The sequence below is a fragment of the Cytobacillus dafuensis genome, assembly GCF_007995155.1.
Taxonomy (GTDB): Bacteria; Bacillota; Bacilli; order Bacillales; family Cytobacillaceae; genus Cytobacillus; species Cytobacillus dafuensis.
On the sequence record NZ_CP042593.1, the window covers coordinates 3,433,955 to 3,450,757 of the forward strand.

The window sequence follows — 16,803 nt, forward strand, 5'->3', positions numbered from 1 at the left end:
AAGAGGCATAGAGAACACCTTACTCTATGCCTTCGTTAATTTTTGGCAAGTGAATCACTTCAATATCCTTCAAAAAATATTTATTCAACTTATTTGGATATGCGCTTCTAAAAACAACCCTCGTTATGCCTGACTGTGCTAACGTTTTTGAACAGTTTTCACATGGTTCGTGGGTTACGTACGCTGTTGCCCCCAACAGCAACCCTCTATCAGCATGCAAGACGGCATTATTTTCAGCATGTACGGTCCTGTAACACCTGCCGTCCTCACCAGTCAAACATCCAACATCGTCACAATGTTCATGCCCATGAATACTTCCATTGTAACCTGTCGATACAATATGCTTGTCCTTTACGATAACACAACCTACATGCAATCTTGGACACGTTGAACGTGTGGCTACTTGTTCTGCTATATCTAAAAAGTATTCATCCCAATTTTTTCTCGACATATTCTATTCTCCTCTAATTATTAGTTCCTATAGCCATTAGTTTAAGCTTCCGACATGAATGGGTCAATGGTAGAGATCCTATTTGACTTTAATACTGTCTTTTAATTTTTCAAAGGTTTTATCACCAATCCCACTAATGGACTTTATATCCTCTATTACTTTAAAAGGACCATTCGTTTCACGGAACTCAATAATTGCTGATGCTTTGGCAGGACCTATTCCTGGTAAAGTTTGTAACTCTGTCTCATTTGCTGTATTCAAATTTACCTTGCCATCATTTTTTGCTTGACCTGAAGCTGCTGAAGCGCCGACTAACAATTCTGTACCCGATTCTTCCACATCCTCCCCTACCTTCGGAATATAAATGACCATTTCATCCTCGACTCTCATGGCGAAATTTATTTTGGCTTCATCAGCAGTTTCATTTAATCCACCAGCCATATTAATTAAGTCAATCACTCGATCATTCTGCTCAGCTTCATACACACCCGGTTTCATTACAGCCCCCTTTACATCTACAATGACTGTTTCATCACTGATTTCAACTTCTGCTGTCTCAACTAAGCTCTCATCCTCCATTTTCATAAAATCTTCTTGCTCTTCAAAAGGGATCCCTTGTTCTTCAAACGGTTGAAATACGAAATAAATCACAATAATAAGAGCCCCAATTCCTAAAGAAAAGTAAAGTTTATGTTCTTTTATAAAGTTAATCATCTATATCATCCTTTCAAATAAGCATATTCTATTATGGTATTTCATATTGTATAGGAGATATCTTGCTCGTGAAGGAGGGAAGGGACATTGAAAATCGGAATTATAGGAACAGGAAATATGGGGAGAATTCTGGCAGAGGCATTAATTGAAGGAAAAGCCGTTTCCCCTTCTTCGATGACTATCACGAATCGAACGATTGCGAAGGCATTGGAAATTAAAGAGAATAATGAGGAAATAAATATTGGAGAAAATGGAAAAGAAGTAGCTAAACAATCTACACTTATCTTTATTTGCGTTAAGCCACATGACGTTCATAACGTCATTCATGATATTAATCCATTTTTAACAAAAGATAAGTGCATTGTTTCGATTACGAGTCCAATAAATGTAGACCAATTAGAATGCATTACCTCTTGTTCAGTCGCAAGAGTTATTCCAAGTATTACGAATCGAGCGCTCTCAGGCGTTTCATTATTATCATTTGGAAAAAGATGTGATGAAAACTGGAAGGCGAGTATTCGAAAATTAATAGAAGCCATATCCACTCCAGTTGAAATTGAAGAAAATATTACAAGAGTAGCATCAGATATTGTAAGCTGCGGACCTGCATTTTTTAGCTATTTAATGCAAAGATTCATTCTTGCCGCTGTGAAAGAAACTGCTATCGATCAGGAAACAGCAACTATTTTAGCAGAGAATATGTTAATTGGGATGGGCGAATTAATGAAAAAGGGCTTATATACATTGCCGACTTTACAGGAAAAAGTTTGTGTTAAAGGAGGTATAACGGGAGAGGGAATCAAGGTGCTTGAAACCGGTTTAGATGAGGTGTTTGAGCACGTATTTCAGGCAACTCATGCTAAATTTGATGAAGATATACAACAAGTAAAAAAGCACTATACGTTACACTCTAATTAATTCTTCATAAAAATACAAATTCCTTCCTGTATCAAATAAAATTTTTTATAAAGAAAACTCACCGATTGGCGAGCCTTGAAAAGGCGAAGACAGAGGCGTAGTTGCGCTTATCGCGCTCATATATGCCACGTCCTGTGGCATTCGCCCGACTATGACATCCTGTCCGTCGTACTTAATTCCTAAAATTGGCAACTACGTCGAATGACCTTCTACGCTGACAATTTATACTTTCTTAACGTATAAAAAATAGGCCAGCTTATTCAGCTGGCCTTTTTCTATCATTGATCATGATCTAGCTTTCCGGCAAGTAAAAAATATCCTTTCAGAATGGGTTTGTGGAGGAACATCCTCAAAATCTGATGTTATTTCAAGTAATTCAAAACCTGCCTTTTTTAACCATCCTTCATATACATCAATTGGAAATGTGCGCTGAAAATGAAGTTCATTATACCGTTCATATAAGTCAGATTCTTCATCAAGAACAAAAAAACTTAAATCATGCTCAACACTGTTCGGGAATTCCCCTTGATAACAATGCCAAATATAACTAATTTCATCATCATTGACGGCAAAGGTTTGATTCATAAAAATCTGCATGATTTTATAGATAGAATGAACATCAAACAGAAAGAGGCCATTCTCAGCCAAATGATGATGGACACTATGAAATGTATCCAAAACATCTTTTTCTGACTGTAAGTAATTTAAAGAATCACAGAAAATGCAAATGATATCAAACTGGCCTAATCCATCTAGTTCAGCCATGTTTTGCTGATAAAATTTTATATCTTGCCCTTTCTCTATCGCCTTTGACTGAGCAACTGTCAACATATCCTCTGAAAGATCTACTCCAACGACATTGAAGCTCTTTTCTGCTAATTGAACAGACAGCTCAGCTGTGCCACATGCAAGATCAAGAAGATTATTTCCGTTCAAATTATATTTTTTTGTCTTTTTTTCAACTAATTCAACCCATTTATTATAAGGGACATCTTTCATTAACTCATCGTAAAGATAGGCAAACTTCCCATAACTCATTGATTAAGTTCACTTTGCACATTCTCAATCGGTGCATCTCCCCATAAGCGTTCAAGATTATAATAGCTTCTTTCATCACGATGGAATATATGCGCAACGACATCGCCTAGGTCGACAAGAATCCATCTAGCTTCATCAAAGCCTTCCATTCTTTTTACTGTATACCCTATTTCTTCCGCTTTCTCTTTTACTTCGCGTGCAATGGCTTGAACCTGCTTATCAGAATTCCCGTGGCATATAAGAAAATAATCCGCGATAAGAGAGATTCCTTTCATATTCAATGCAATAATATCTTCAGCTCGTTTATCATCAGCTGCTTTAACAGCCGTTAATAATAATTGTTTTTCACTCATTCAATCAGTCCTCCTGGAACATCACTAAGTTATTATACGTATAAAAGGTAGCAGGGAAAACCGGCTGACCCTTTTTCATTAAAAATTGGATTGTATTTTGAATCGCTTTGATTAATGCTTGATTTAAGCTTACCTTAGCGAGCTCCCGCACTTCGTCCACTCCAGGAAAGTGTCTCCCTGGTTCAATATAATCCGCCAAATATATGACCTTATCAAGCAAGGTCATATTTACTCTGCCAGATGTATGATACCTTATTGCATCTAAAATTTCTTCATCATCCAATCCAGCTTCTTTTTGAACAAGAAAAGCCCCGACTGGAGCATGCCAAAGTTCACTATTGAATTGTAAAAGTTCACTAGGCATACCTTGCTCTAATATGATTTGTTTCATCTCTTCTTTCGGTCGAAACTTAGCATAATCGTGAAAAATGGCAGCAAGCTCTGCTTTTTTTTCATTTGCATCATATTGATTAGCAAGAATAATGGCTGTTTCCATAACACCTAGTGTATGGTTATAACGATGTTCAGTCAATTGTTCTTTTACTAATCGTAATGCATCATTGCGATCCATAGTAATTCTTCTCCTTTATATAATTCCTAACAGATTCAGGAACCATATATTGAATCGTTTTGCCTTCCTTTAGTCTGCTTCGAATAAGGCTTGAGGAAATCTCGATATTCGGAACTTCAGCATAAAGTATAGGATAAGAGCTTTTTTGACTGTAGGATGGTCTATTGACGCCAATAAATTGAACGATTTCAACCAATTGATCAATATTTCTCCATTTTGGCAAATATTCAATCATGTCTGCACCAATAATGAAATAAAATTGTTTATCAGGATGCCTTTCCTTAAGCATTTTCATTGTTTCGTAAGTAAAGGATGGTCCTGACCTTTCAAGCTCAATTAATTCAAGTTTAAAGTTAGGATGCTCACTTATCGCAAGCTTTAATAATTTTACCCTGTCTTCATCCTTGATGGAATTTGATTTTTTCTTATGTGGAGGTTCTTGATTCGGCATAAACCAAATTTCATTTAAATCAAAGCTATTTAATACTTCGTTTGCAATTATTAAGTGTCCAAGATGCGGCGGATCAAAGGTGCCTCCCAGAATGCCGATTTTAATCAAGAAAATTTCCTCCTAGCTTATTCTAAACAGATATTTCTTTTCACAATCCTATGGTAATTGGATTTGCTTATTTTCTCTTGATTCTTTATACAGCACGATTGTGTTCCCGATAATTTGAACTAAGTCTGCGTTCGTTCCTTCAACTAATTGTTCCGCAACTGTGTTTTTATCTTCATCACAATTTTGCAAAATCGTTATTTTCATCAATTCGCGTGCCTCTAGTGCATCAAATACTTGTTTAATCATATTATCATTTACACCACCCTTACCAACTTGAAAAATTGGATTTAGGTGATGAGCTTTTGAACGTAAGAATCGTTTTTGCTTTCCTGTAAGCATTATTGTTATCCTCCTAGTTGTGTTAGAATATTCGCTTTCATACGGCTTGTTTCTGGAAATATTCCAGTCCATTTTTCAAAGGCTAATGCACCTTGGAAAACAAACATATTTAAGCCATTTTGAATTCTCGCACCCTTTTTTTTCGCTTCCCCCAAAAACTTTGTTTCTAGTGGATTGTATATTATATCACTAACAAATGTATCACGGTTTAGATTATGTAAAGAAAGAGGCAGCTCGAAGGAATCAGGCGCCATCCCTTTTGGGGTTGTTTGAATAATTAAATCGTATTCACCTAAAATATTTTCGGCTTCATTCATCCCATAAACATTGGAGTTAGCAGCATAAGGACATTCTTCCACAATCACTTCAGCCTTTGATACTGTTCGATTACTAATATCTACTCTTCGTACACCAGCTTCCGCCATAGTAAAATAAATTGCTCTAGCTGCTCCACCGGCCCCAATTATCAAAACATTTTTATCATTTATTAATGGAAATTCCTCTATTAATCCTTTTACATAACCACTGCCATCTGTATTATAGCCTATTAATTTTCCATTCACATTCACCACTGTATTTACCGCTCCAATTGATTTTGCAAGTGGATCGATTTCATCCAATAGCGGAATAATTGTTTCTTTATGCGGAACAGTTATATTAAAACCTGCGATTCCGATTGCCTTTAGTCCCTTAATAGCCTCTTCTAAGCTGCCCCTTTTCACATGAAAGGGGTGATAATGCGCATCCATTCCATAAATTGAAAAAAGATCATTATGCATGGCAGGTGACATGGAGTGGGCAATTGGGTCCCCTAATACAGCAAATAGCTTTTTCAAAATAGCTTCCCCCCATATAATATTTCGAAGTAAGCCTATTGTTAGACGTCAACCTGCTTTAATAAACTAATTATATTAATGATTTTCTTAATAAGACATGAACACCTTTTGGAACATATGCAGCCACTTTTGCTCCTGGATCATTTATCGTTATCCAGCCAAGTCCTGAGAAAACTACATCCATTTTTCCTTCTTTAATCATAAATTCGTGCCTAATTAATTCAGGAAAAACATCGACTTGCTCTATTCTTGGCGGAGTTAATAGTTCTCCAAGATGATTTTTATACAATTCCTCTGCATTTTCCAATTTTGTTCGATGGATATTTATTTCGTTAGAAAAATGGCACACAAAAGATCTTCGTCCACCAGAAATATAATCAAACCTAGCTAAGCCGCCCATGAAAAGGGTTTGTTCTTCATTTAACTGAAAAACAGTTGGTTTAATTTCTTTTTTTGGTGTAATGATTTTTAAATCCCTTTTATCCACATAATGTGCCATCTGATGATGATTAATAATTCCTGGTGTATCTACCAGTGCTTTTCCATCGGCTAGCGGAATTTCGATGATATCAAGAGTTGTACCAGGAAAATGCGAGGTTGTAATGACATCGCCTTCACCAGTTACCTCTTTTAATATTCGGTTTATAAAGGTTGATTTTCCAACATTCGTACATCCGACTACATAGACATCCTTGCCTTTTCGATGTTCATCGATTGCAGCAGCTACCTCTTTAATATTCTTCCCTTTAGCAGCACTTACGAGATAAACATCTTCTGGCTTCAAGCCAAGCTCCTTCGCTTCTTGCTTCATCCAATTAATTAACTTATTGTGTTTAACTGATTTTGGAAGTAAATCAACTTTATTCCCAACAAGAAGAATTTTATTATTACCTACAAACCTATGCAGCCCAGGAAGCCAACTTCCATTAAAGTCAAAAATATCAACTATTTTTACAATTAGAGAATTACTTTTTCCAATCTCATTTAATATTTTTAGAAAATCATCATCGGTTAAATTGACATCCTGTACTTCATTATAATGCTTTAATCGAAAACATCGTTGGCATATAATATCATCCTTAAGCAATGCAGATTGCGGTGCATAACCGATTAGAGCAGGATCCTCTGTTTGAATTTTCACACCGCATCCTATACAAATATATTGTTCACTCACGAATTAATCCTCCCACTGAATCATACCTTTTTTTCTAAACCAATTTAATATTCTTCTTTCTACTTTTCGATTAAAACGGGTTATAAATCCATCAGTTTGTGCAACGGGAACAACAAGAATTGTACGGAAACCACTGCGATTGCCTCCGAGAACATCTGTCAGTAATTGATCTCCGATAACAACTGTTTCTTCTTTCCTAAGACCCATTTCATGTAAAGCCCTATTAAATGCTCGTCCTAAAGGCTTTCTTGCTAAAGGAATGAATGGTATATTTAAAGGCTCAGAAAAAGACTTCACACGAATTTCATTGTTATTTGAAACAATCGTAATTTTTACATTGCTGTTTTTCATTTCTTCAAACCATTTTATTAATCTGGGAGTTGCATGTGGGCGATCCCATTCGACTAACGTATTATCTAAATCGGTAATAATCCCTTTTACTCCATTTTCCTTTAAGCTTTCAGGAGTAATTTCAAATATGCTTTTTGCATGCTGATCTGGTAAAAAATGTTTTAACACTTTATTAAACACCTCAGTTAGTTGCTATAGTAATTTGTATATAAAAAATAATTCCATTAATTTGTACTCATCATTTTAACTAATTTTATAAACTGTTTCAAACTTAGGTCATTTTCCATAAATCAATAAATTTTTCGACATTTTTTGTTAAATCTAAATCTGTGGATAACTTTATACACATTTCCTACTCCCATATACTTACTTTTCCCACTTTTATTAACAACTTAACCACAGGTTTTCCACCGTTAGCTGTGGATAAGAGAACGGTTGTTCTAACTGTTGAATTTTGCTAGAGTTAAGATACATTATATAAATTTACAGTATATGCTCGTTAACGATTAATTAGAACCTTGAAATTTCAGTATTGGAGGTGAATAGACATGCGCAAGCTGTCAGACGAATTATTAATAGAATCCTATTATAAAGCCATAGAGCTGAAATTAAGTCTAGACTTTATTAGACTTATTGAAACCGAAATTCACCGACGTTCATTATCTCACAATATAAAGGTTTCATCTTAATTTAATTTTTCTATCTGTGGGGGCTTATCAAAATATTATACAAGCAAGGCATAGTCAGCATGCTTTAAATAAATGTTAAAGAATCGTCTGTTTATCCTTACAGACCATATCCCCCACCTATCCTTTCTTTTTCAGAATCTTTGTCGGCATTAAGATTATCCTTTCAAATCTTCCTTTTTCCTAGTCAAATATCCTATTTTTTCCCCAACTTTAATATCGAATGGTGTCTTTAATGACGTTAGTGGTTGAATACTATTCTTTTCGAATAAAAGAACAACTGTTGATCCAAAGGAAAAGTAGGCCATTTCAGTTCCTTTCACCAATTGGTCACCTTCATGAATGACTTCAATAGAATTCACAAACATGGCTCCAACTTTCACAATGGAGAGTAGACCAGTTTTATGTTCCACCTCTGTAATGGTACGGTAATTTTTTGAAAGAGTGTTCTTCCCATATTTTAGACCATGTTTGTTTACCGGATAAGACTTTGATCCTAATGTCCATTGGTCAATGACACGACCTGTTACCGGACTATGAATCCGATGGTAATGACTAGGACTTAGATAGAAAATCATATAGCATCCATCTGTATATTTTTCTATTTTTTCATCTTTTCCTAACATTTCTCTAATTGAATAATCCTTCCCTTTTACTGTTATAATATGCCCTGGCTCAATAATGCCAATATCCTCAATTACAGCATCAACCGGACTTATTATTGAATCAGGATCAATATCTGGCATTCGTGCCCCTTCTTTAAGCCTTCTTGTGAAAAAATCATGCAAGGTAGGAAACTCTTCTAATTTTTGCTCCATTTCATCTTGATTTATTTGGTAAGCCTTAGAGAAAGAAGGAATGAACATTCGACTTGCTTTTGAGCGTGCAAACTTTCTTATCAAACCTGATGTTATTTTCCCATTTGTTAGCTCAATAAACAGCCGATAAATAGATTGAATCAATGGTACCCCTCCATTTGGTGTAATAATACTCTTTACGGATAGTACTAAAAAGCTTAAAATAAAATATTAATATAGAATAGCGCAGAAATTGTTCTTAAACCTTTTTGGCAGACTGGCCAATAGGTGGACAAAATTTATTCCTCTAATATGTAAGGAGTGTGGTGAATGTTTTTATCCGATATATTTGATCAAACCATAAAAAAATTAAAAGCTCAGATAGCAAATGTATTAACATTAACGAATTTATTCCTAGGTGGCTTTGCCATATTATTTTCCATAAATGGTTATTTAGACTTGAGTTTATTGCTTATTTTTATTGCCGCACTTGCTGACAGATTTGATGGAATGGTTGCTAGAAAGCTAAATATCGAATCAGAGCTAGGCAAGCAATTAGATTCCATGAGTGATATTATATCATTTGGAGTCGCACCTGCACTATTAATATATCAAGGAATTTTATTTGAATTTGGTGCTCCTGGCTCATTTTTCACCATTTTTTACATAGGATGCGGCGCCTTTAGACTTGCAAGATTTAATATTAGTGAAAATAATGGCTATTTTACGGGCCTTCCGATTACTGCTGCAGGCTGTCTTGCTACTCTAAGTTTTCTTACTATACCATATCTGCCTTCCCAATTCTTCTTATTTATCATGATAATTCTTTCATTCTTAATGGTAAGCCCCTTTAAATTAAAAAAGGTTTAAAATGTAAAAGCCGCACCTATTAAATGGTGCGGCTTTTATAGAAGATTAGCTTGTTTTCATTACTTTCCTTCAGTTAAGGCTAAAAATTCCTCAATATCATCAATGCATAATTGAACTGCCTTTTCCCAGAACTCATGTCTCGTTAAATCAACGTTCAAATGCTTTTGCGCTAATTCCTCCACTTTCATTGATGCTGTATCCTTCAATAAAGCGATATACTTTTGTTCATAGTCCTTTCCTTCCTCGATTGCTCTAGCATAAATTCCAAGTGAGAATAGGTATCCAAACGTATAAGGGAAGTTATAAAACGGGACACCCGTAATATAGAAGTGAAGCTTAGATGCCCAGAAAGAAGGATGATATTCTTCAAGTGCATGACCATATGCTTCTTTTTGGGCTTCTTCCATTAGATGATTTAATCTTTCTGTACTTACCGAGCCATTCTTACGTTCTGAATAAAAGCGTGTCTCAAATAAGAATCGAGCATGAATGTTCATCAATAATGCAACCGTTCTCTGGATTTTGTCCTCAAGAAGCGCAATTTTTTCCTCCTCAGATTGAGCGCTTTTAACTGAAGCGTCTGCGACAATCATTTCTGCAAGAGTAGAAGCTGTTTCTGCCACATTCATCGCATAATTGCGATTCAATAAATGCAGATCCCTCATCGCATAAGTATGGAATCCATGTCCAAGCTCATGGGCTAAAGTAGATATATTTGAAGGTGTTCCAGAATACGTCATAAAAATTCTTGACTGACTGCTTTCTGGAAAATACGTATGGAAACCCCCAGGTGATTTCCCTGGTCTATCCTCCGCTTCAATCCATTTATCTTCAAAAGCCATTTTAGCAAATGAAGTCATTTCTTCACCAAACTTTGAAAAGTTCTCCAAAATAAACTCTGCGCCTTCTTGATAAGAAACTTTTGATTCAGTTTTATTGATCGGAGCGTCAAGATCATACCAGCTCAGTTTTTCTACTCCTAGTAGTTTAGCCTTCCTATTTAGAAACTGTACGAGAGGCTGTTTATTTTTAGAAATAACGTCCCACATAGCATCTAAGGTTTCTTGACTCATTCTATTGATTGCTAATGGCTCTTTTAATACATCATCCCAGCCACGCTGCTTATACACATTAAGTCTAAATCCTGATAAATGATTTATAACTCTAGATAAATATTCCGACTGTTCCTTCCATGCATTTTCCCACTTTTCAAACATATCCTTACGAACTTCACGGTCGGGACTTGAGAATTTATTAGCAGCTTGCCCAACTGAAAGAATTGTTTCCTCACCGTTCTCATGAGAAGGAATTTTAATTTTTCCCACAACCAAATCATAGAACTGACCCCAGCTATGATAGCCGTCCACTCCTAGAGCATTTATTAAGCTTTCTTCCTCTTTTGATAATTTTTCTGCCGCAGTTTGACGTCTTTCTGTTAGGACAAAGGCCAATTCGCTGAGTTCTTCACTTTTTAACATGTCCTCCCAAATTGAAGAATCATAGCTTGTTAGTTTTTCATCAAATTCGGTCAAAGCAGTTTGAAAGCTCGCACTAAGTTGAGTAATTGCCGCACGATGCTCGCTCGCCTTTTTATCACCAGTATTTTGAGCCTGAAGACAGCTTACAAAAGCACCTGCTTCACGCAGTTTTTTCGTTGCTGCTTGAAAACGATCAATTAAACGAATTAATGCTGATTTATCAGATATAGAATTTGTTGTTTCCCATTTATGTACCTGTAAAGTAAAATCCTTTATTTCCTCTTCTGTGATTTTTAAATGTTCAGCAAATGCTTCTGAAGAACTGCCGCCATTAAAAAATACATCTAAATCCCAAACTGTTGAATATGTTTTTGTTGTCATTCATCTTCCTCCTTATTTTCTAACCCCCACTCTGACGAGGGACGCCATTTCCTTCTAAAAGCTCTGCTTTTAGTCGTGCGCTTGCATGACTTACGAAGCGTTTTATATCTATAACTACAAAAATATTATAGGTTAATAATTCGAAAAATTCCATTATTATGGGTGATCTTAAAATTTAGAAAAAAATAGGAGCTGTCCCTAAACAAAGGTGTCAGGCACCACGAACAATATCTAGTATCAACAAGTGAGTTGGATTCTAGATATAATGTTTTAAGTGGATACCAGACACCTTATGGGACGACCTCTTTTGGCTTAACAACCTGAACAACAAAACAATCCACCAAATACGAGCAACAATATCAATATTACAATAGCTAGCGCTAACCAAAATCCCCCTCCACAAAAATATGCTGCTGGAGGCGGAGGATAAGCAAATGTGTATAGGTAACCATATAGCATTGAATTCTACCTCCTTGTGTCCTTTTAATAAATTATGATGGCCAATTTAGAAGAGTGTAGGCAATCGTTCATAACTTCCAAAATAAGGATATTAACAATCTTACTTTTATAAAGTGAAACTTCCATCAGTGGGTTTTTTTTTCATCCCCCACTGATGGTTAGTTGAACCAATCACGCTCAAAACGCCACGTCCTGTGGCTATCGCCTGACTAGGACATCCTGTCCGTCGTCGGGCTTTTACGGGCAGTTGTCCCCCACCTATCTTCCTCGCTTCTCTCTCAATCTTGAGGTGAGGGTCTTACTGCACGTTAATGCGGGATAAAATTATAGTTAAAACATTTTTTAGAACTAATTCTTTGCTTCCTTGTTGAATTTTCCGTTACTATGGGGAAGGATTTAAACATTTTTAAAATAAGTGCAGTTGGAGTGAGTTACATTGAAAATATCTAAAAAATATTTTTTACCATTCATGTTTATTTTAATTGCAGCTGGATGTTCCTCCGCAAATGATCAAGATGAAGGAAAACTGAATGATAAAAAGACTGAACCTATTCAGCAGACTGTTACTTACAACATCCAAAAAGCAGAGCCCCAGCGTTTAGAACAAATTTATGGATTGGGTTATCCTGGAAACGACGAAGGACTTTATCTTTCTTCACAGGAGGGAATAAAAATCAACACGAATAATGGGTGGCTCGAAGGATCTTCACAAAAACATGAGTATGTAGGATTTCAAGCAACGAAAGACGGTTTTATTTCAGGCGGTCATCCTGAAAAGGGCTCCAACATGAAAGATCCAATTGGTATCGTAAAAAGTATTGATAGAGGAGCAACGGTTAAGCCACTCTCATTTTATGGGGAAGGAGATTTTCACTTTTTATCAGCAGGCTATGATACAAATGTCATTTATATCATTAATGAAAAAGCCTTACCTGAATTAGAACCAGGTGTCTTCATTTCAGAAGATGAAGGGAAGTCATGGAAGCCATTAAAGTTAAATGGATTGGAATCAGATACATTGGGAATGATTGCAGCTCATCCAACGAATGGTAGCATAATGGCAATGTCAACTCGAAGCGGTGTATTTATATCTGAGGATAAAGGACAGAATCTGAAGCTAGCAACCGCCCCGGTAATGGCTACAGCTCTTGCATTTTCCGAAAACGAGCTATACTATTCTTCAGTAGAAAATAATAAAGTACTTTTTCACAAAATAGATCTAAGTACGAATAAAGCAGTCGAAATTGAAATTCCCTATTTAAATTATGATAACCCAATCACCTTTATTTCTGTTAATATGAAGAATCAAAATACACTCTCATTTGCCACTTACTTAAATGATGTGTACGAGTCTACAGATGGTGGTGAGAATTGGAATTTGGTATTAAAGAACGGTAAAATAGAATAAAAAGAGATGAGGCTATCCCATAAGGTGTCTGGCATCCACTTAATGCACAATATTTAGAGTCCACTCACTTATTGATTCTAGATATTGTTCGTCGTGCCTGACACTTTGCTTTGGGACAGCCACATTTTATCCTTCATCCTATTAGTTATTCTTCCGCTTCTCTTTCTCTTTTTCCGCACGGTAAAATTCATGAAACATTTTCATTAAGGCACGTTTCTCAATCCTTGAAACATAGCTTCTTGATATTCCAAGTTCCTTAGCAATTTCCCTTTGTGTTTTTTCTTTTTGCAAATCTAAACCAAATCTGCCGACAATGACTTCCTTTTCTCTCTCATCCAAGACACAAATATATTCCTTCACTTTTTCAAGCTCCATATTCAATTGTATCGTATTAATGACATCTTCAGATTCAGATTTAAGAACATCAATAAGTGATATTTCATTTCCTTCTTTATCCTGACCAATCGGGTCATGAAGGGAAACATCTTTTTTCGTTTTTTTCAATGCCCGTAAATGCATTAAAATTTCGTTTTCTATACATCTTGCTGCATAGGTTGCTAGCTTCGTTCCTTTTCCTTCAGAATAGCTTTCAATTGCTTTTATTAACCCTATAGTTCCAATTGAGATAAGATCCTCTGAATCCTCACCAGTGTTTTCAAATTTCTTTACAATATGAGCTACGAGCCTTAAATTATGCTCGATTAGCATATTGCGTGCATGTGCATCACCAGACGCCATCAACCGCAAATACTTTTTTTCATCAGCAACCGATAGCGGTTGAGGAAAAGCATTGTTTTTTACGTAAGATACAAGAAACACAATTTCTTTCACTAAATAGCCAAGTGCCGTTAGAATTCCAGACATTTTTTCCACCCCCGCATAAAAAACACTTTACCCTTAACTAATTCCTATGAGTAAAGAGAGTTGTTTTTGTCTGTCCAATTCATTTATTTTGTTCGGGAAATTTTTCCCTCTTAAATAAAGTCATTGAATTTGATCGTGAATGACCAGAATCCAGTTAAGTAAAATAATTAAGAGCGGGAGGGAAAGGAAATTTGCTCTATATAAAGCTATCATTAAATATGGTTACACAAAAATATGGTAAAATAATAATACTACTTTATGAAAGTTGGATTTGTCATGACAGGCCAGCGTATTATTCTATTGCTTGTACTCTTTATCGTTCTTATAGCAACCGGTGCAGAAATTATTTTCGAAGGATTTTCCACAAAACCAATCATCTTATTAATTGCAACAGTCGCAGTCATTGTATTCTTATGGGGTCGTCCAGAGAAATAGCAAAAACGAAAGCATTAAAAAAGGATTAACCATGAAGGTTAATCCTTTTTTTATTCAAGACCTACTGCGTCGACACTTACTTCAGAAATAATAATACTGCCTATTGCACAGCAAATTACTAAACCCATCACCATCATGAACATGCTTTTGCACCCCTTTAAACCACCTAATTAATATTAAATTACCATATTCATACCCTGATGATTTCATCTAAATATGAACATTCTGTTAATTAGGTGATTTAATGAATTGCCATGTTTGATATTGATTTCATTTGCTTTTCTTTTTACGGAAGCTAAGCGTTAGCAGTAAAACATGTAATGACATATAGCTGCTCCTCCTACCTTTTAGGCTAGGTGGAATCATTCTCCACCCAAAAGATTGCTTGACGTCCTTGCATTAAAAAAATCATTTTCATTACCACCTTTCACTATTTTTTTTAAAATCAAATTAATAAGTGCGATACATCGTGTATTGACGATCACGATTTTCATCTTGAATTTTTTTTACCATTTGATCATGAAGTATTTCTTCAATCGATAGCTCGCGTTTTTTAATCGTTATCGTTAAGAAAAAAATATTTAGTGTCATTATTGTTTCACCTCCTCAAAAAAACGTAATTGAAACTCGGTAAGATCATCTCCGAAAATACCCATTTCAAAACCCTTTCTTTCATTAACATAGACACAAAAAAGCCGCAAGGAGACATCCCTGCAGCATAAATAGGCACAAAAAAGCCACAGGGAAACGATTCTCCCTGCGGCATGGATAGGCTATGTTAGATTAAGCGATCCATTCCTGATAGGTCGAATTCGTTACGTATAAAAAAGCATGTAGTTTTGCATTGCAAACTTTCTTCATCATCATTTCATTCGACCTCCTTTTTGGAATTTTTTCACTTACATTGGTAATTATAACCACACACTTAGTATTTGTAAACCATTTTATTGCAGAAAATAAATATTTTTTCAAAATTAGGCAATAGACATTATTTTCTCATACTTGAATTTATTTCATAGCACTTACGATCTTCATCACTAAATCAGCTGAATGAAGTGCAGCTTTTTCAAGAAACTGCTCAAATGATACATCTGATTCCTTCCCTGCAATATCTGATAATGATCGAATGATAACAAAGGGAGTTCCAAATTGATAAGAAACCTGTGCGATCGCAGCTGCCTCCATTTCTACTGCTTGTAGATCGTTAAACTTATCACGGATATAGTCCACACGTACTGGATCATTCATAAATGAATCGCCAGTAGCTATTAATCCTCTTACGACTTGGATATCCTTGATTTCCTTTGCGCATGCCTCTGCTGTACGTACTAATTGGCTATCAGCTTCGAAGGCTGCCGGCAACTGAGGGACTTGTCCATACTCGTAACCAAATGCAGTAACATCTACGTCATGGTGTCTTACCTCTGTAGAAATGACGACATCACCAACATTTAAATCTGGATTGAAGCCTCCTGCAGAACCAGTATTAATGACAAAATCAGGTTTGAATTTTTCCAGTAGGATTGCCGTCGATAATGCAGCATTCACCTTTCCAATTCCAGAACGCAGCAGGACTACTTCTACTCCATCCATTAGCCCAGTTGTATACTCGCAGCCAGCAATAACAGTCTGATCCTTATCTATTATTTTTTCACGCAGTAACGTAACTTCTTCTTCCATTGCTCCAATTATAGCTATTTTCATCTGTTTAAACCTCTTTCTTGTTTTTGATTCCAATCATACATGTTCCCAATTTACCATTCTCAAATGAACCATTCAACTGAAAAATTTCAGAAGCTGTCTTGGCTTATACAATTCACATGGGATAAAATACATTATATAGTTAATTGATTAAAAGGAGATCGGAAGGAAAATGAATTTCAATCTAGAATTAATTGATGATAAAATTGAATTTTTTGACGCTCATGACTTAAAGACGCTTGAAAAAAACATCAATACACAAATCGATCATAACAAGGCCATCTTACTATCTGTCCATCACGTCTCGCACCAAATGAGTGTTGACGAAAACGGGAAAAGGTTTTATTCCGCAGTCGTTCATTTTAAATCAAAAAAATGAGGACGGTCATGTGCCCTCCTCGTTTTACCTACATTCGTCTT

General features: G+C 35.7%; 21 protein-coding genes. 6 read left to right on the top strand and 15 right to left on the bottom strand.

What is annotated here, in order from left to right:
• Positions 1-19: 19 nt before the first annotated feature.
• On the bottom strand, positions 20-451 hold the full coding sequence (locus tag FSZ17_RS16420; RefSeq protein ID WP_057771634.1) for a deoxycytidylate deaminase: 432 nt from the start codon (positions 449-451) through the stop codon (positions 20-22).
• Between the two features lie 78 nt (positions 452-529).
• A complete protein-coding gene (locus FSZ17_RS16425; protein WP_057771635.1) occupies positions 530-1,165 on the bottom strand; it encodes a helix-hairpin-helix domain-containing protein in 636 nt (211 codons plus the stop codon).
• An 87-nt stretch (positions 1,166-1,252) separates the two neighbouring features.
• Between FSZ17_RS16425 and comER the strand changes: the two genes are divergently transcribed.
• On the top strand, positions 1,253-2,083 hold the full coding sequence (gene comER, locus FSZ17_RS16430; RefSeq protein ID WP_057771636.1) for a late competence protein ComER: 831 nt from the start codon (positions 1,253-1,255) through the stop codon (positions 2,081-2,083).
• Positions 2,084-2,368: 285 nt separating this feature from the next.
• Here comER and FSZ17_RS16435 read toward each other — a convergent pair whose 3' ends face one another.
• The 8 genes from FSZ17_RS16435 to FSZ17_RS16470 form a co-directional block, all read right to left on the bottom strand.
• Entirely contained in the window at positions 2,369-3,121 is a 753-nt protein-coding gene (locus tag FSZ17_RS16435; protein WP_057771637.1) for a class I SAM-dependent DNA methyltransferase, read from the bottom strand.
• Positions 3,118-3,474 (bottom strand): ribosome silencing factor, encoded by a 357-nt coding sequence (gene rsfS, locus FSZ17_RS16440; protein WP_057771638.1) that lies wholly within the window; start codon positions 3,472-3,474, stop codon positions 3,118-3,120. The genes FSZ17_RS16435 and rsfS overlap by 4 nt, the downstream gene beginning before the upstream one ends.
• A 4-nt stretch (positions 3,475-3,478) precedes the next feature.
• Complete coding sequence (gene yqeK, locus FSZ17_RS16445; protein WP_057771639.1) at positions 3,479-4,045, bottom strand: bis(5'-nucleosyl)-tetraphosphatase (symmetrical) YqeK; 567 nt, start codon at positions 4,043-4,045, stop codon at positions 3,479-3,481.
• Complete coding sequence (locus FSZ17_RS16450; RefSeq protein WP_057771640.1) at positions 4,032-4,604, bottom strand: nicotinate-nucleotide adenylyltransferase; 573 nt, start codon at positions 4,602-4,604, stop codon at positions 4,032-4,034. The genes yqeK and FSZ17_RS16450 overlap by 14 nt, the downstream gene beginning before the upstream one ends.
• Before the next feature lie 48 nt (positions 4,605-4,652).
• Positions 4,653-4,943: a ribosome assembly RNA-binding protein YhbY gene (yhbY, locus tag FSZ17_RS16455; RefSeq protein WP_057771641.1), complete on the bottom strand. Its 291-nt coding sequence runs from the start codon at positions 4,941-4,943 to the stop codon at positions 4,653-4,655.
• Positions 4,944-4,948: 5 nt separating this feature from the next.
• The gene (gene aroE, locus FSZ17_RS16460) at positions 4,949-5,779 is read right to left on the bottom strand and encodes a shikimate dehydrogenase (protein ID WP_057771642.1); all 831 of its coding nucleotides are present in this window, start codon (positions 5,777-5,779) and stop codon (positions 4,949-4,951) included.
• Between the two features lie 70 nt (positions 5,780-5,849).
• Positions 5,850-6,953, bottom strand: a complete 1,104-nt coding sequence (gene yqeH / locus FSZ17_RS16465; protein ID WP_057771643.1) for a ribosome biogenesis GTPase YqeH — start codon at positions 6,951-6,953, stop codon at positions 5,850-5,852.
• A 3-nt stretch (positions 6,954-6,956) separates the two neighbouring features.
• The gene (locus tag FSZ17_RS16470) at positions 6,957-7,472 is read right to left on the bottom strand and encodes a YqeG family HAD IIIA-type phosphatase (RefSeq protein ID WP_057771644.1); all 516 of its coding nucleotides are present in this window, start codon (positions 7,470-7,472) and stop codon (positions 6,957-6,959) included.
• Positions 7,473-7,852: 380 nt separating this feature from the next.
• On the opposite strand from FSZ17_RS16470, the gene FSZ17_RS16475 reads away from it, so the two are divergent.
• Positions 7,853-7,993 carry a sporulation histidine kinase inhibitor Sda gene (locus FSZ17_RS16475; RefSeq protein WP_082625243.1) on the top strand — a complete coding sequence of 47 codons (141 nt, stop codon included), beginning with the start codon at positions 7,853-7,855 and terminating at the stop codon, positions 7,991-7,993.
• A 155-nt stretch (positions 7,994-8,148) separates the two neighbouring features.
• Here the strand turns inward: FSZ17_RS16475 and FSZ17_RS16480 are convergent, their stop codons facing one another.
• The gene (locus FSZ17_RS16480; protein WP_057771645.1) at positions 8,149-8,952 is read right to left on the bottom strand and encodes a phosphatidylserine decarboxylase; all 804 of its coding nucleotides are present in this window, start codon (positions 8,950-8,952) and stop codon (positions 8,149-8,151) included.
• Positions 8,953-9,117: 165 nt separating this feature from the next.
• Between FSZ17_RS16480 and pssA the strand changes: the two genes are divergently transcribed.
• Positions 9,118-9,657 carry a CDP-diacylglycerol--serine O-phosphatidyltransferase gene (gene pssA / locus FSZ17_RS16485; RefSeq protein WP_057771646.1) on the top strand — a complete coding sequence of 180 codons (540 nt, stop codon included), beginning with the start codon at positions 9,118-9,120 and terminating at the stop codon, positions 9,655-9,657.
• Between the two features lie 59 nt (positions 9,658-9,716).
• Here pssA and FSZ17_RS16490 read toward each other — a convergent pair whose 3' ends face one another.
• Positions 9,717-11,516: a M3 family oligoendopeptidase gene (locus FSZ17_RS16490; protein WP_057771647.1), complete on the bottom strand. Its 1,800-nt coding sequence runs from the start codon at positions 11,514-11,516 to the stop codon at positions 9,717-9,719.
• Positions 11,517-12,411: 895 nt separating this feature from the next.
• Between FSZ17_RS16490 and FSZ17_RS16495 the strand changes: the two genes are divergently transcribed.
• On the top strand, positions 12,412-13,383 hold the full coding sequence (locus tag FSZ17_RS16495) for a F510_1955 family glycosylhydrolase (RefSeq protein ID WP_146846503.1): 972 nt from the start codon (positions 12,412-12,414) through the stop codon (positions 13,381-13,383).
• 141 nt (positions 13,384-13,524) lie between these two features.
• Here the strand turns inward: FSZ17_RS16495 and sigK are convergent, their stop codons facing one another.
• Entirely contained in the window at positions 13,525-14,247 is a 723-nt protein-coding gene (gene sigK, locus FSZ17_RS16500; RefSeq protein ID WP_057771648.1) for an RNA polymerase sporulation sigma factor SigK, read from the bottom strand.
• 276 nt (positions 14,248-14,523) lie between these two features.
• Here sigK and FSZ17_RS23510 point away from each other — a divergent pair, with 276 nt between their 5' ends.
• Positions 14,524-14,682 carry a hypothetical protein gene (locus tag FSZ17_RS23510; RefSeq protein ID WP_185150639.1) on the top strand — a complete coding sequence of 53 codons (159 nt, stop codon included), beginning with the start codon at positions 14,524-14,526 and terminating at the stop codon, positions 14,680-14,682.
• Positions 14,683-15,132: 450 nt separating this feature from the next.
• Here FSZ17_RS23510 and FSZ17_RS16505 read toward each other — a convergent pair whose 3' ends face one another.
• Together FSZ17_RS16505 and mtnN are read right to left on the bottom strand one after the other, a co-directional pair.
• Positions 15,133-15,273, bottom strand: coding sequence for a YrzI family small protein (locus tag FSZ17_RS16505; RefSeq protein WP_082625244.1), 141 nt, complete (start codon positions 15,271-15,273; stop codon positions 15,133-15,135).
• Positions 15,274-15,690: 417 nt separating this feature from the next.
• Positions 15,691-16,386 carry a 5'-methylthioadenosine/S-adenosylhomocysteine nucleosidase gene (gene mtnN / locus FSZ17_RS16510; RefSeq protein WP_057771649.1) on the bottom strand — a complete coding sequence of 232 codons (696 nt, stop codon included), beginning with the start codon at positions 16,384-16,386 and terminating at the stop codon, positions 15,691-15,693.
• A gap of 169 nt (positions 16,387-16,555) precedes the next feature.
• On the opposite strand from mtnN, the gene FSZ17_RS16515 reads away from it, so the two are divergent.
• Positions 16,556-16,762, top strand: coding sequence for a DUF2536 family protein (locus FSZ17_RS16515; RefSeq protein WP_057771650.1), 207 nt, complete (start codon positions 16,556-16,558; stop codon positions 16,760-16,762).
• Positions 16,763-16,803: the final 41 nt, after the last annotated feature.

Excerpts from the sequence above, each read along its gene's own strand:
- yhbY (WP_057771641.1), bottom strand. The coding sequence starts at position 4,943 with ATGCTTACAGGAAAGCAAAAACGATTCTTACGTTCAAAAGCTCATCAC.
- rsfS (WP_057771638.1), bottom strand. The coding sequence starts at position 3,474 with ATGAGTGAAAAACAATTATTATTAACGGCTGTTAAAGCAGCTGATGAT.
- FSZ17_RS16515 (WP_057771650.1), top strand. The coding sequence starts at position 16,556 with ATGAATTTCAATCTAGAATTAATTGATGATAAAATTGAATTTTTTGAC.
- FSZ17_RS16435 (WP_057771637.1), bottom strand. The coding sequence starts at position 3,121 with ATGAGTTATGGGAAGTTTGCCTATCTTTACGATGAGTTAATGAAAGAT.
- FSZ17_RS16505 (WP_082625244.1), bottom strand. The coding sequence starts at position 15,273 with ATGACACTAAATATTTTTTTCTTAACGATAACGATTAAAAAACGCGAG.
- mtnN (WP_057771649.1), bottom strand. The coding sequence starts at position 16,386 with ATGAAAATAGCTATAATTGGAGCAATGGAAGAAGAAGTTACGTTACTG.
- FSZ17_RS16475 (WP_082625243.1), top strand. The coding sequence starts at position 7,853 with ATGCGCAAGCTGTCAGACGAATTATTAATAGAATCCTATTATAAAGCC.
- FSZ17_RS16425 (WP_057771635.1), bottom strand. The coding sequence starts at position 1,165 with ATGATTAACTTTATAAAAGAACATAAACTTTACTTTTCTTTAGGAATT.
- pssA (WP_057771646.1), top strand. The coding sequence starts at position 9,118 with ATGTTTTTATCCGATATATTTGATCAAACCATAAAAAAATTAAAAGCT.
- FSZ17_RS23510 (WP_185150639.1), top strand. The coding sequence starts at position 14,524 with ATGACAGGCCAGCGTATTATTCTATTGCTTGTACTCTTTATCGTTCTT.
- sigK (WP_057771648.1), bottom strand. The coding sequence starts at position 14,247 with ATGTCTGGAATTCTAACGGCACTTGGCTATTTAGTGAAAGAAATTGTG.
- yqeK (WP_057771639.1), bottom strand. The coding sequence starts at position 4,045 with ATGGATCGCAATGATGCATTACGATTAGTAAAAGAACAATTGACTGAA.
- FSZ17_RS16420 (WP_057771634.1), bottom strand. The coding sequence starts at position 451 with ATGTCGAGAAAAAATTGGGATGAATACTTTTTAGATATAGCAGAACAA.
- FSZ17_RS16490 (WP_057771647.1), bottom strand. The coding sequence starts at position 11,516 with ATGACAACAAAAACATATTCAACAGTTTGGGATTTAGATGTATTTTTT.